The organism is Modicisalibacter sp. MOD 31.J (genome assembly GCF_020147985.1).
Taxonomy (GTDB): domain Bacteria; phylum Pseudomonadota; class Gammaproteobacteria; order Pseudomonadales; family Halomonadaceae; genus Modicisalibacter; species Modicisalibacter coralii.
Genome location: NZ_JAGXFF010000006.1, coordinates 109,653 through 122,867, shown reverse-complemented (window position 1 = coordinate 122,867; position 13,215 = coordinate 109,653). Strand labels below are relative to the sequence as shown.

11 protein-coding genes and 1 tRNA gene are annotated in these 13,215 nt (G+C 67.8%); 10 read left to right on the top strand and 2 right to left on the bottom strand.

The annotated features are described in order from the left end of the window. Positions 1–3: 3 nt before the first annotated feature. Complete coding sequence (locus tag KGR00_RS20345; RefSeq protein ID WP_343232812.1) at positions 4–171, top strand: hypothetical protein; 168 nt, start codon at positions 4–6, stop codon at positions 169–171. A gap of 48 nt (positions 172–219) precedes the next feature. On the opposite strand, the gene KGR00_RS20340 is transcribed toward KGR00_RS20345, so the two are convergent. Continuing rightward, a tRNA-Leu gene (locus KGR00_RS20340) sits at positions 220–306 on the bottom strand. 155 nt (positions 307–461) lie between these two features. On the opposite strand from KGR00_RS20340, the gene queA reads away from it, so the two are divergent. The 5 genes from queA to secF all read left to right on the top strand — a co-directional run bounded on the left by queA (position 462) and on the right by secF (position 5,966). Continuing rightward, entirely contained in the window at positions 462–1,499 is a 1,038-nt protein-coding gene (queA, locus tag KGR00_RS20335) for a tRNA preQ1(34) S-adenosylmethionine ribosyltransferase-isomerase QueA (protein WP_224419096.1), read from the top strand. A 69-nt stretch (positions 1,500–1,568) separates the two neighbouring features. After that, positions 1,569–2,687, top strand: coding sequence for a tRNA guanosine(34) transglycosylase Tgt (tgt, locus tag KGR00_RS20330; RefSeq protein ID WP_203234798.1), 1,119 nt, complete (start codon positions 1,569–1,571; stop codon positions 2,685–2,687). Positions 2,688–2,776: 89 nt separating this feature from the next. Then, positions 2,777–3,115, top strand: coding sequence for a preprotein translocase subunit YajC (gene yajC, locus KGR00_RS20325; protein WP_129139276.1), 339 nt, complete (start codon positions 2,777–2,779; stop codon positions 3,113–3,115). 67 nt (positions 3,116–3,182) lie between these two features. Beyond that, positions 3,183–5,033 (top strand): protein translocase subunit SecD, encoded by a 1,851-nt coding sequence (gene secD, locus KGR00_RS20320; protein ID WP_224419095.1) that lies wholly within the window; start codon positions 3,183–3,185, stop codon positions 5,031–5,033. A 9-nt stretch (positions 5,034–5,042) separates the two neighbouring features. After that, positions 5,043–5,966, top strand: coding sequence for a protein translocase subunit SecF (gene secF / locus KGR00_RS20315; protein ID WP_129139274.1), 924 nt, complete (start codon positions 5,043–5,045; stop codon positions 5,964–5,966). Positions 5,967–6,031: 65 nt separating this feature from the next. On the opposite strand, the gene KGR00_RS20310 is transcribed toward secF, so the two are convergent. After that, a complete protein-coding gene (locus tag KGR00_RS20310) occupies positions 6,032–7,432 on the bottom strand; it encodes a sigma 54-interacting transcriptional regulator (protein ID WP_224419094.1) in 1,401 nt (466 codons plus the stop codon). A 231-nt stretch (positions 7,433–7,663) separates the two neighbouring features. Here KGR00_RS20310 and speB point away from each other — a divergent pair, with 231 nt between their 5' ends. The 4 genes from speB (at position 7,664) to KGR00_RS20290 (ending at position 13,145) form a co-directional block, all read left to right on the top strand. Then, on the top strand, positions 7,664–8,578 hold the full coding sequence (gene speB / locus KGR00_RS20305; RefSeq protein WP_224419873.1) for an agmatinase: 915 nt from the start codon (positions 7,664–7,666) through the stop codon (positions 8,576–8,578). Positions 8,579–8,644: 66 nt separating this feature from the next. Further along, positions 8,645–10,024 carry a YjiH family protein gene (locus tag KGR00_RS20300; protein ID WP_224419093.1) on the top strand — a complete coding sequence of 460 codons (1,380 nt, stop codon included), beginning with the start codon at positions 8,645–8,647 and terminating at the stop codon, positions 10,022–10,024. 43 nt (positions 10,025–10,067) lie between these two features. Next, a complete protein-coding gene (locus tag KGR00_RS20295; RefSeq protein WP_224419092.1) occupies positions 10,068–11,663 on the top strand; it encodes a 5-guanidino-2-oxopentanoate decarboxylase in 1,596 nt (531 codons plus the stop codon). Between the two features lie 21 nt (positions 11,664–11,684). Next, complete coding sequence (locus tag KGR00_RS20290; RefSeq protein WP_224419091.1) at positions 11,685–13,145, top strand: aldehyde dehydrogenase family protein; 1,461 nt, start codon at positions 11,685–11,687, stop codon at positions 13,143–13,145. The last annotated feature ends 70 nt before the right edge of the window (positions 13,146–13,215 follow it).

Sequence of the window (13,215 nt, the reverse complement as noted above, 5' to 3'; positions counted from 1 at the left end):
CACATGATGAACGGTGGCGACGTGCTCACGCTGCAAAAGATCCTGGGGCATCAGACGATCACGATGACCATGCGCTACGCGCACCTGCCCCCCGACCATCTCGCGGACGCGATCAAGTACGCACCGAGGATCGGCAAGCGCCGTGGACACTTTGTGAACACTGAGGGGTAAGGTCGAATAATCAAGCCAAGGAAGGAACCGCTAAGTGCTTGATTTTTATGGTGCCGGCGGTCGGACTCGAACCGACACACTGTTTCCAGCGGCGGATTTTGAATCCGCTGCGTCTACCAATTCCGCCACGCCGGCAGCGGGGTCGCATTATACGGGGCTTCGTCAGCGCGTCAATGGCGCTCCTGACTTCGAGGCCCGCCTCGGCTATCATGGGCGCCCTGTCCAAACGGTCCACCCGAGCATCCGTTGACCCCCGATTCGATATCCACTGGCCTGGCGGTTCTTGATCCATGCAGCGTGCCGACTTTCATTACGAGCTTCCCGAGGATTTGATCGCGCGGTATCCCAGCGAGCAGCGCAGCGATTGCCGGCTGCTGTGCGTCGACGGGGCGAGCGGCGAGCTGGCCCATCGGCGCTTTCCCGACCTGCTGACACTGCTCGACCCGGGCGATCTGGTGGTGTTCAACGACACCCGGGTGATTCCGGCCCGCCTGCATGGCCAGAAGGCCAGCGGCGGGCGCGTCGAGATGCTGCTCGAGCGCCCGCTGGACGCCCATCGCGGGCTGGCCCACGTTCGCGCCAGCAAGTCGCCCAAGCCCGGCACCGAACTGATCTTCGAGGGCGACGTGCGCGCGGTCGTCGAGGGCCGTCAGGAGGCGCTGTTCGAGCTGCGCTTTCTCGGCGAGACGCCGCTCATCGAGCTGCTCGAGCGTCATGGCCACATGCCGCTGCCGCCCTACATCACCCGCGAGGACGAACTGGCCGACCGCGAGCGCTACCAGACCGTCTACGCCCGCCGCGACGGCGCGGTCGCCGCGCCCACCGCCGGGCTGCACTTCGACGAGCCGCTGCTCGAGGCGATGCGCGACAAAGGCATCGAGTCGGCCTTCGTCACGCTGCACGTGGGGGCCGGGACCTTTCAGCCGGTGCGCGTCGACGACATCCGCGAACACGTCATGCACAGCGAATGGATCGAGGTCGACGAGACGGTCTGCGCGCAGGTACGCGCCGCCCGCGCCCGCGGCAACCGGGTGGTGGCGGTGGGCACCACCAGCGTGCGCTGCCTGGAGAGCGCCAGCGCGGCGAGCGACGACGGCACGATCGCGCCGTTTCGCGGCGAGACCGACATCTTCATCTACCCGGGCTATCCATGGCGCTGCGTCGATGCCCTGGTGACCAACTTCCACCTGCCGGAATCGACGCTGGTAATGCTGGTGGCGTCGTTCGCCGGCCACGACACGGTGATGCACGCCTATCGCGAGGCGGTCGCGACGCGCTACCGCTTCTTCAGCTACGGCGACGCCATGTTTTTGACACGCCAGCCCTGACCCGCAAGCCGAGCCGTTTCGGCGCGGCTTGATCCCGTATCGAGAGTATCAATGCGTAACGACTGCTTCATGAGTTTCGAGCGCCTGGCCAGCGACGGGCGCGCCCGCCGCGGCCGGCTGACCTTCCCCCGCGGCAGCGTCGAGACCCCGGCGTTCATGCCGGTGGGTACCTACGGCACCGTGAAGGGCATGACGCCGCAGAGCGTCAAGGAGATCGGCGCCGAGATCATCCTCGGCAACACCTTCCACCTGTGGCTGCGCCCCGGCATGGAGGTGATCGAGGCCCACGGCGACCTGCACGACTTCGCCCAGTGGGACAAGCCGATCCTCACCGACTCCGGCGGCTTTCAGGTGTTCTCGCTGGGGGCGACACGCAAGATCACCGAGGAAGGTGTGCACTTCCGCTCGCCGGTGGACGGCGCCAAGGTGTTCATGGGCCCCGAGGAGTCGATGGCCGTGCAGCGCTCGCTGGGCTCGGACATCGTGATGATCTTCGACGAGTGCACGCCCTACCCGGCGACCCACGACGAGGCGCGCCACTCGATGGAGCGCTCGCTGCGCTGGGCCGAGCGCTCGCGCAGCGCCCACGGCGATTCGCCCTCGGCGCTGTTCGGGATCATCCAGGGCGGCATGTATCCGGACCTTCGCGAGCGCTCGCTCGAGGGGCTCGCGAAGATCGGCTTCGACGGCCTGGCGATCGGCGGGCTGTCGGTCGGCGAGCCCAAGCACGAGATGCTCGAGGTGTTGAACTATCTGCCCACCTGGATGCCCGATGACAAGCCGCGTTACCTGATGGGCGTGGGCAAGCCGGAGGATCTGGTCGAGGGCGTGCGCCGCGGTGTCGACATGTTCGACTGCGTGATGCCCACCCGCAATGCCCGCAACGGCCATCTGTTCACGGCCGAAGGCACGGTCAAGATCCGCAACGCCAAGCACCGCCACGATACCCGGCCGCTCGAGGAGGGCTGTGACTGCTACACCTGCCGGCACTTCTCGCGGAGCTATCTGCACCACCTGGATCGCTGCGGCGAAATGCTCGGTTCGATGCTCAATACCATCCACAATCTGCGCCATTATCAGCGTGTGATGGCCGGTTTGCGCGGTGCTATCGAAGCGGGTACATTGGCGGACTTCGTGAATACGTTCTATGCGCGACGGGGCCTGCCGGTTCCCGAGGCACCGCTCTAGAGCCGGCCACGAGACCCCCTTTCTGCGGCCGAGGGCCAACCTCGGCCCGGCATTTGCAACCTCTGTAACCTTCCGGGAGACAACAACCCATGCTGGATTTCCTCATCCCCCAGGCCCAGGCTCAGGCCGCGGGTGGCGGTGGCGCCGCGGGTGGCGGCATCGCGCAGATCGTAATGCTGGTCGGCTTCGTGCTGATCTTCTACTTCCTGCTGTGGCGTCCGCAGTCCAAGCGCGCCAAGGAGCACAAGAAGCTGATCAGCAACCTGGCCAAGGGGGACGAGATCGTCATCGGCGGCGGCCTGGTGGGGCGTGTCACCAAGGTGAACGAGGAATTCCTCACGCTGGAGATCGCCGAGGGCACCGAGGTCAACGTGCAGAAGAACGCCGTGGCGGCCGTGCTGCCCAAGGGCACCCTGAAGTCTCTCTGATTCCCCTCACGCTGCCGGCCCCAGCCGGCAGCGTTCTTTCCGCGTCAGCAACAAGGACAGGGCTTCCATGCTCAACCGTTACCCCCTGTGGAAGTATCTGCTGATACTCATCGTGCTCGTCGTCGGGTTGATCTACGCCCTCCCCAACCTCTTTCCCGAAGATCCCGCGGTCCAGATCAGCAGCGCGCGTGGTGGTGTCTCCCTCGACGACAGTCAACTCCAGCGAATCCGTAGTGCGCTCGACAAGGCCGACATCGCCGTCGAGCGCATCGACACCCAGCCCAACGGCGCCCTGGTACGCCTCGAAGACGGCGGCGACCAGCTCGAGGCACGCCAGGTCATCAGCGGCCTGCTCAACGACGACTACACCGTGGCGCTGAACCTCGCCGAGGCCACGCCGGACTGGCTCGCGAGCCTGGGCGCCTCGCCGATGAACCTGGGTCTCGACCTGCGCGGCGGCGTGCACTTCGCCCTCGAGGTCGACATGGACGCGGCGATCCAGCAGCGTCTGCAGGTCAACGCCAGCGCCATCCGCAGCGCCCTGCGCGACGAGCGCATCCGCTATCGCGATACCCGGATCGACGGTCGTACCCTGACCCTGACCTTCGCCAACGCCGACGATCGCAGCCAGGCTCGCGACATCATTCGCGGCCAGTTCCCGGACTTCCAGTACGAGGATCGCGACACCGGCAACGGCGCCACCCTGGCGATGACCCTGAGCCCGCAGAAGATCCAGGAGATTCAGGACTACGCGGTCGAACAGAACCTCACCACGCTGCGCAACCGCGTCAACGAACTCGGCGTGGCCGAGCCGCTGGTGCAGCGCCAGGGCCCCAACCGCATCGTCGTCGAACTGCCCGGCGTGCAGGACACCGCCGCCGCCAAGCGCGTGATCGGCGCCACCGCCAACCTCGAGTTCCGCCTCGCCGCGCGCCCGGACAGCCCGGCCTCGGAGACCGACACGCTGCCCTTCCGCAACGACCCGCAGCGCACCGCCGACCTGATGAAGGACGTGATCATCACCGGCGAGAACGTCTCCAGCGCCAGCGTCAGCTTCGACCAGAACGGCCGGCCGCAGGTCAACATCAACCTCGACGGCACCGGCGGCACGCTGATGAACCGCGCCACGCGCTCCAACATCGGCCGCTCGATGGCGGTGGTCTACATCGACAACAAGACCCGCACCCGCACGGTGATGGAAGACGGCAAGGCGGTCGACAAGCGCGAGAACTACACCGAGCGCGGCATCATCAGCCTGGCGACCATCCAGAGCGCACTGGGCAACCGCTTCCGCATCACCGGGCTGGACTCGCCCACCGAAGCCAAGGAGCTCGCCCTGCTGCTGCGCTCCGGTTCGCTGGCCGCGCCGATCTACTTCGTCGCCGAACGCACCATCGGCCCGAGCCTGGGCAAGTCGAACATCGAGCAGGGCATCCTCTCGGTGGAGATCGGCATGCTGCTGGTGGTGGCCTTCATGCTGATCCGCTACAAGGCCTTCGGTCTGATCGCCAACGTCGCGCTGGCCACCAACCTGGTGCTGCTGGTCGCCGCGCTGTCGCTGCTGGGCGCCACGCTCACGCTGCCCGGCATCGCCGGTATCGTCCTCACGCTGGGCATGGCGGTCGATGCCAACGTGCTGATCTACGAGCGAATACGCGAGGAAATACGCGCCAAGATGCCGGTCCAGCAGGCCATCCACGCCGGTTACGAACGCGCCTTCACGTCGATCTTCGATGGCAACATCACCACCTTGCTGGTGGCGGTGATCCTGTTCTCGATCGGTACCGGACCGGTCAAGGGCTTTGCCGTGACGCTCTCGCTGGGCATCCTGACCTCGATGTTCACGGCCATCATGGTCTCGCGTGCGATCGTCAATCTCACCATTGGCGGCAAGCCAGTGAAGAAACTCTGGATATAAGAGGTGGCCATGAAATCCCTCGTCAATCGACAGCTCGACTTCATGGGTAAGCGCCATCTGGCGTTCTACTTCTCCGGAGCGCTGCTGCTGATCTCGATCGTCTCGCTGCTGTTCCAGCAGCTCAACCTGGGGCTCGACTTCACCGGCGGCACCCTGGTCGAGGTGCGCTACGCCACGGCCCCGGCCCTCGAGGCGGTGCGTCAGACACTGGAGAGCGCCGGCTTCAGCAACGTCTCGGTGCAGACGTTCGGCGCCCCCACCGACGTGCTGGTGCGCCTGCAGCAGGCCTTCGACCCCGGCGTCGGCAATCAGGTCACCAGCGTGCTCGCCCAGGCCGGCGGCAACGTCAGCCTGGTGCGCGCCGAGTTCGTCGGCGCCCAGGTGGGCGACCAGCTACGCGACCAGAGCGGTCTGGGCATGCTGGTGGCACTGGGCGTGGTGATGCTCTACGTGGCACTGCGCTTCCAGTACAAGTTCTCGCTGGGCGCCCTGCTCGCCCTGGTCCACGACGTGGTCATCGTGCTCGGCGTGTTCTCGCTGTTCCAGATCGACTTCGACCTGACGGTGCTGGCGGCGGTGCTGGCGGTGATCGGTTACTCGCTCAACGACACCATCATCGTCTACGACCGCATCCGCGAGAACATCCGCAAGTCGCGTACCGACGACATGGCGGCGATCTTCAACGACGCCATCAACCAGACCCTGGCGCGTACGCTCGCCACGTCCGGCACCACCCTGCTGGTGCTGCTGGCGCTGCTGCTGCTGGGCGGCGACATGATCCACAACTTCGCCCTGGCGCTGATGGTCGGCGTGGGGATCGGCACCTACTCGTCGGTCTACGTGGCCTCGGCACTGCTGATTGGCCTCAAGCTCCGCCGCGAGGACCTGATCCCGGCCAAGAAGGAGAACGCCGAGGCGGACGAACTGCCCTGAGCGACTCGCACCGCCCCCCGGCTCACGACACCCCGCTTCGGCGGGGTGTCGTCGTTTCGAACACGCTACCCGCCGCAGCGCAGGCCGTGCTTGCGCAACTTGCGCACCACGCTGGGCTGACTGATTCCCAGGCGGCGGGCGATGGCGTAGGTACTCTCGCCCGACGCGCACTGCGCGGCGAGTATCCGCCGTTCGTGGGTGGCCAGCGCCTGCCCGAGCGTTTCGCCCTCGGCCAGGCAAGCGCCCCCGACCTCGCGGCTCGGTTCCACCGCTACCCCCGGCGCCTCGGGTTCGCGATCGCCGGGGGCGCCGATCACGTCGCCCGGCGACGCCAGCCAGGCACGCTCCAGCCAGTTCTCCAGCTCGCGCACGTTGCCCGCCCACTCGTTGTCCATCAGCGTCGTCCAGGCCGTCGGGTGCAGCACCTTGGTGCGCGCATAGCGCTGGTTGAGGTGGCCCAGGCAGCGCTCGACCAGCGCCGGGATGTCCTCGCGACGCTCGCGCAGCGGCGGCAGGGTCACCGGGATGACGTTGAGCCGATAGTAGAGATCGAGCCGGAAGTCACCGCTCGCCACCCGCGCTTCCAGATCCTGGTTGGTGGCCACCACCAGGCGGAAGTCGACCCGCCGTGACTGGACATCGCCGAGGCGCGTCAGGCGGCCGTCCTGGATCACCTTGAGCAGCTTGGTCTGCATCGCCAGCGGCAACTCACCGATCTCGTCGAGAAACAGCGTGCCGCCATGGGCCATCTCCAGCACCCCCGCCTTGCCCTGACGCGCCGCGCCGCTGAAGGCACCGGGCTGGTAGCCGAACATCTCGGATTCGAACAGCGCCTCGGGAATCGCCGCGCAGTTGACGTCGATGAAGGGCCCCTCGCCGCGCTGACTCCAGCGGTGGAGCTGTCGGGCGAAGGCGGTCTTGCCCACCCCCGACTCGCCGAGCATCAGCACCGTGGCATCGGTGGGCGCCACGCGCTTGAGCAGCAAGGCGATCTCGCGCATCACCGCGCTGCGCACCTCGAGCGTGTCGAGGTCGAGCGCATCGTCCAGCGACGTGCCCGCGCCGCGCTTCAGGTGATCGCTGAAACGCTGCTGGAGCAGGCTGTACTCGTCCTGCAGCAACTGCAGGTCGGTAAGATCCATCGACCGCGAGACCACCCGCACCAGCTCGCCGTCGACGAACACCGGATAGGCTTCGGCGACGACCCGTCGGCCCGTCTCGGTCTGCTGCATCAGTTGCGCCGGCCGCCCGGTACGCAGTACCTCGAGGGTCACCGAAGGGCGCAGGACGCCGCGTTCGACCAGTTGCTGAACGGTGCTGGCGCGAAGTTCCTCGCGGCTCAGACCGTAGACGGCGGCACTGCCCGGGCTGACGTCGAGGATCCCCCCGCCGGCATCGACGATGAAGAAGTGGTCGTGGGCGGTCTCGACGATGGTATCGAGGATCGCGCGGTCGATGTCGGTCATGGCGGCTCGCTGCATCGCGGGTGATGCAACAGCGTATCAATGATTCATGAGCGTATCACCCGACGCCATCACTTGATTCAAAAACGCATCGCCCTGATCTCTAAAAGCCTTCGAAAACAGTTCATTACGAATTGGCACGCTTCCTGCTCCAGGGAAGGTGATCCACTCATTCGCGAATCAGGAGACCGCGTGAGCGACTCATCCTTCAACCAGCCGCTGGGCGGCAACGAGATGCCCCGCTTCGGCGGTCCGGCGACCATGATGCGCCTGCCCACCCAGACCGATGCCAGCGGCCTGGATGCCGCCTTCATCGGCATCCCCATGGACATCGGCACCTCCAACCGCCCGGGTACCCGCCTCGGCCCGCGCCAGATCCGCGACGAGTCGCGCATGCTGCGGCCCTACAACATGGCGACCCGCGCCGCGCCCTTCGACAGCCTGCAGGTGGCGGACCTCGGCGACGTGCCGATCAACACCTTCAACCTGCCGAAGAATCTCGACATCATCACCCGCTTCTACGACGACGTGCTGGTCCACGGCTGCGTGCCGCTGACGCTTGGCGGCGACCATACGCTGACATGGCCGATCCTGCGCGCCATCGCCGCCAGGCACGGCCCGGTGGGACTGATCCACATCGACGCCCATGCCGATGTCAACGAGCACATGTTCGGCGAGGAGGTCGCCCACGGCTGTCCGTTCCGTCGCGCCCAGGAAGAGGGGCTGCTCGACAGCGAGCGGGTCGTCCAGATCGGTCTGCGCGGCACCGGCTACGCCTCCGACGACTTCGACTGGTGTCGCGACCAGGGCTTTCGTGTGGTGACCGCCGAACAGTGCTGGTACCAGTCACTGGCACCGCTGATGGCCGAGGTCCGCGAGCGAATGGGCAACGCCCCGGTGTACATCTCCTTCGACATCGACGGCCTCGACCCCTCGGTGGCGCCGGGCACCGGCACCGTCGAAATGGGGGGACTCACCGCCGCCCAGGGCCTGGAGATCGTGCGCGGCGCGGCCGGGCTCAACGTGGTCGGCGGCGATCTGGTGGAGGTCTCGCCGCCCTACGACCCCAGCGGCAATACCGCGCTGATGGGCGCCACCCTGCTCTACGAGATGCTTTGCGTGCTGCCCGGCGTGGAACACCGCGACTGATTCGCTACGTCGCCCGGCTCCTCGAGGGTCGGGCCAACCCCATTACAAGACCAATAGAGCCCTCTCATGGCCGATTCCATCGAAACGACCCTCGCCACCCAGGCCGCGCCGCTGAGTCGCGCCGGTCTGCTGAAATTCCTGATTCCCTCGCTGCTCGGCATCGGCCTGTTCCTGGTGCCCTTCTCCACCGGCGATACCATCAATATCGGCATGGGCCTGATGGCCGACGGCCTCAAGGCGCTGCTCGGCGAGGCCCTGCCACCCATCGCCGTGGCGGTGCTGTGCCTGTCCATCGTGCTGACGCTGGTGGTCAAGCTCGCCAACCCGGGCTGGGCCCGCGAAGGCGCCCTGCACGAGCTGTTCGACGTCGCCCCGTTGTGGGTGGCCATGCGCGCCCTCGGCGCGGTCTTCGCGCTGATGACCTACTTCCAGGTCGGCCCCGAGGTGGTCACCGCGTCCTTTACCGGCGGCGTGATGCTCAATGACCTGGCCCCGGTGCTGCTGACCTTCTTCTTCTTCGCCGCCATCCTGCTGCCCTTGCTGGTCGACTTCGGCTTCATGGAATTCATCGGCAGCCTGGTGCGCACGCCCTTCCGCCGCATCTTCGGCCTGCCGGGACGCAGCGCCATCGACGCCACCGCCTCCTGGATGGGCTCGGGCACCGTGGGCGTGCTGATCACCACCCAGCAGTACGAACAGGGCTTCTACAACTGCCGCGAGGCCTCGGCAATCGCCACCAACTTCTCCATCGTGTCGATTGCCTTCGCCCTGCTGGTGACCAGTTTCATCGGCATCAACCACCTCTTCGTGCCCTTCTACCTGACGGTGGTGGTCGCCGGCCTGGTGGCCGCGGTGATCGTGCCGCGCCTGCCGCCGCTGTCGCGCAAGCCGAACAGCTATTACGAGCCGGTGGGCTGCCGAATCGCCGAGGAGAACACCGGCGACCAGAACCTGCTGCGCTACAGCCTGGGCATGGCCGTGGCCCGCGCCGAGACCGCTCCGGGGCCGCTCAAGCTGGCACGCTTCGCGCTGTTCAACGTCGCCGACATCTTCCTCGGCCTGCTGCCGCTGGTGATCGCCATCGGCACGGTGGCGCTGATGCTCGCCGAATTCACGCCGCTGTTCACCTGGCTCGCCACGCCCATGGTGCCGATCCTGGAATGGATGCGGATCCCCGAGGCCGAGGCCGCCGCTCCCGCGACCCTGGTGGGCTTCGCCGACATGTTCCTGCCGGCGGTACTGGCCAGCGACATCGAAAGCGAGCTGACCCGCTTCGTGATCGCCTGCCTGTCGCTGACCCAGTTGATCTACATGTCCGAGATCGGCGCCCTGCTGCTGAAATCGAAGATCCCGCTCAAGTTGTGGGAACTGGTGACCATCTTCCTGCTGCGCACCGCCATCACCCTGCCGATCATCGTGGTCATGGGCCACTGGCTGGTTGCTTGAGTCGATGTCCATGAATCGCGAGAGAGACGAGAGAGAAACGCCCATGACCTGTGCCGAGCTGCTGATTCACTTGCTGGTCGAGCGCCACGGTGTGGACACCGTCTTCGGCATTCCCGGGGTGCACACCGTCGAGCTCTATCGCGGGCTCGACGGCCAGCCACTGCGCCACGTCACCCCACGCCACGAGCAGGGCGCGGGCTTCATGGCGGACGGCTACGCCCGCGCCAGCGGCAAGCCCGGGGTATGCCTGATCATCACCGGCCCGGGCATGACCAACATCGCCACCGCCATGGGCCAGGCGCTCGCCGACTCGGTGCCGATGCTGGTGATCTCCAGCGTCAACCGCCGCGACACCCTGGGTCGCGGTCAGGGACGGCTGCACGAACTGCCCAGCCAGCAGCAGACACTCGCCGGGGTGGCGCGCTTCAGCCATACCCTGCTCGACCCTGCCGCCCTGCCCGAGGTACTGGACCGGGCGTTCGCGACATTCGCCTCGGCGCGCCCGGGACCGGTGCACATCGAGATCCCCATCGACCTGTTCGCCATGCCGGCCGCCACGCCGCGCGACTGGACGGGCCCGCGCCTGTATCCGCCTGCGGTCGACCCGCAGGGGCTGGCGCTGGCCGCCAGTTGGCTGCGCGAGGCCGAGCGCCCGCTGGTGCTGCTCGGTGGTGGCTGCGTCGACGCCCCCGAGGCCGCGCGGACGCTGGTCGAGCGTCTCGACGCGCCGACCGTCACCACCATCAACGCCAAGGGTCTGCTGGGCCGCGACCATCCGTTGGATCTCGGCGCCAATGCCGCCCTGCCGGCGGTGCGCGAACTCGCCCGCGAGGCGGACGTGATCCTCGCCGTGGGCACCGAGCTCGGCGAGACCGACTACGACGTGGTGTTCGATGACGGCTTCACGCTCGACGGCCGGCTGATCCGCATCGACATCGACGCCCAGCAACTGGTGCGCAACCAGGCCACGAGCCTGGGTCTGGTGGGCGATGCGGCCGGCGCGTTGCGCCAGTTGCTGGCGTTCGTGCCAGAGCCCATGAGCCGCGACGGCGTCGCCCGTACCACGCGCACGCTCGAGGCCCTGGCGCTGGCCGACGATCCGGCCCTGGCGCCCTTCGTGCCACTGTTCGACACCTTGCGCCAGGCACTGCCGGAGGCGGTGCTGGTCGGCGACTCCACCGCCCCGGTCTACGCCGCCAACCACCTGGTCAGCCAACCCGAGCCGCGGCGCTACTTCAACGCCTCGACCGGCTTCGGCACCCTCGGCTACGGCCTGCCCGCGGCACTCGGCGCCAGCCTGGCCCGGCCCGACCTGCCGGTGGTCGCGCTGGTCGGCGACGGCGGGGCGATGTTCACCCTGAGCGAGCTGGCCACCGCCGTCGAGGAACGCCTGCCGGTGGTCGTGCTGCTCTGGCACAACGCCGGCTACGAGGAAATCCGCCGCTACATGGATGCCCACGAGGTACCACGCTGCGGCGTCGATCTCCGGGCGCCGGACTTCCAGACCCTGGCTGCCGGCTTCGGCTGCCAGGCGAGCCGGGTCGACTCGCCGAGGGCGCTGGCCGCGGCAATCGCCACGCGTGCCGACGACGGACCTTGCCTGATCGAAATCGACGCTCACCGCTGGCCTAACGGCTGACCCCGACACGAGACCTTCGTCATGCAACGACTCGACCACCAGTTCATCGACAACCGCTGGGCGCCCTCGCCGGGCACGCGGCGGCTGCCGGTGATGGACCCTTATCGCCAGGAGCGGCTCGCCGATATCACCGCCGGCGATGCTGCCGACGTCGACGCGGCGGTGGCCGCGGCACGCCGCGCGCTGCCCGCCTGGCAGGCCCTCGGCGGTGAACGTCGCGCCGGCTATCTGGAGGCCTTCGCCGACGCCCTCGAGCGCCGCCGCGAGACGCTGATGCGCCTGTCCGCCACCAACAACGGCAAGGCGCTGGCCGAGACCGCCATCGACATGGACGACGCCATCGCCTGCTATCGCTACTACGCCGGCCAGGCGCGGGCCCTGGACGCCCGCCAGGGCCGGCTCGTCGAGCACGCCCTGGACGGCGTCGAGGCGCGGGTCTACGAGGACCCGGCCGGGGTCGTGGGGCTGATCACGCCCTGGAACTTCCCGCTGGTGACCAGCGCCTGGAAGATCGCCCCGGCACTGGCCGCCGGCTGCACACTGGTGTTCAAGCCCTCCGAAGTGGTGCCGCTGCCGGAGCTGGCACTGGCCGAGATCGCCGTCGAAATCGGCCTGCCCGCCGGGGTGTTCAATCTGCTGCTCGGCGACGGCGCGGGCATCGGCGCGCCGCTGAGCGCGCACCCCGGCATCGACAAGCTCTCCTTCACCGGCAGCAACGCGGTAGGAGAAGCGGTGATGCGCGCCGCCGCCACCGGCAGCCGCAGCGTGTCGCTGGAACTCGGCGGCAAGTCGCCGATCCTGGTGCTCGACGACGCCGACGTCGCCCAAGCCGCCGACTGGGTGATGGCGGGCCTCTTCTTCAACAGCGGCCAGGTCTGCTCGGCGACCTCGCGACTGCTGGTCCACGCCTCGCTGGCCGAGCCGCTCTACGCCGCCCTGGGCGAGCGCATCGACGCCATCCGCCTGGGCGACCCGCTGGCCGACGATACCGACATGGGGCCGATGACCAGCGCCCGCCAGCGCGACGCCGTCGAGGGCTATCTGGCCATTGCCCGGGAGGAGGGGCTCGTCGCGGTGCGTGACGCCCGCCATCGCCAGCTGCCGGCCCGCGGCGAGTTCGTCGCCCCGACCCTGTATCGCGATGTGCCGCTGACCAGCCGTCTGTGGCGCGAGGAGATCTTCGGCCCGGTGCTCTGCGCACGCAGCGTGGCCGACGACGCCGAGGCGATTGCCCTGGCCAACGCCAGCGAGTTCGGTCTCGCCGCCACGGTGATCAGTGGTGACCCCGAGCGCGCCCGGCGGGTCGGCCGTGCCCTGCGCGCCGGCAGCGTGTGGTTCAACAGCGAACAGCTGGTACTGCCCGAGGCCGGCTGGGGCGGTTTCGGGCGCAGCGGCATCGGCCGCGAACTCGGCCCCTGGGGGCTGGCCGGTTACCTGGAGGTCAAGCACCTGATCGGGCCGGCGTCGGGAACGCGGAGCTAGCCGTCCCATACGCCATCGGGCAGGCATGAAAAAACCCCGCTCGCGAGATCGCGAGCGGGGTTTTTAGAGT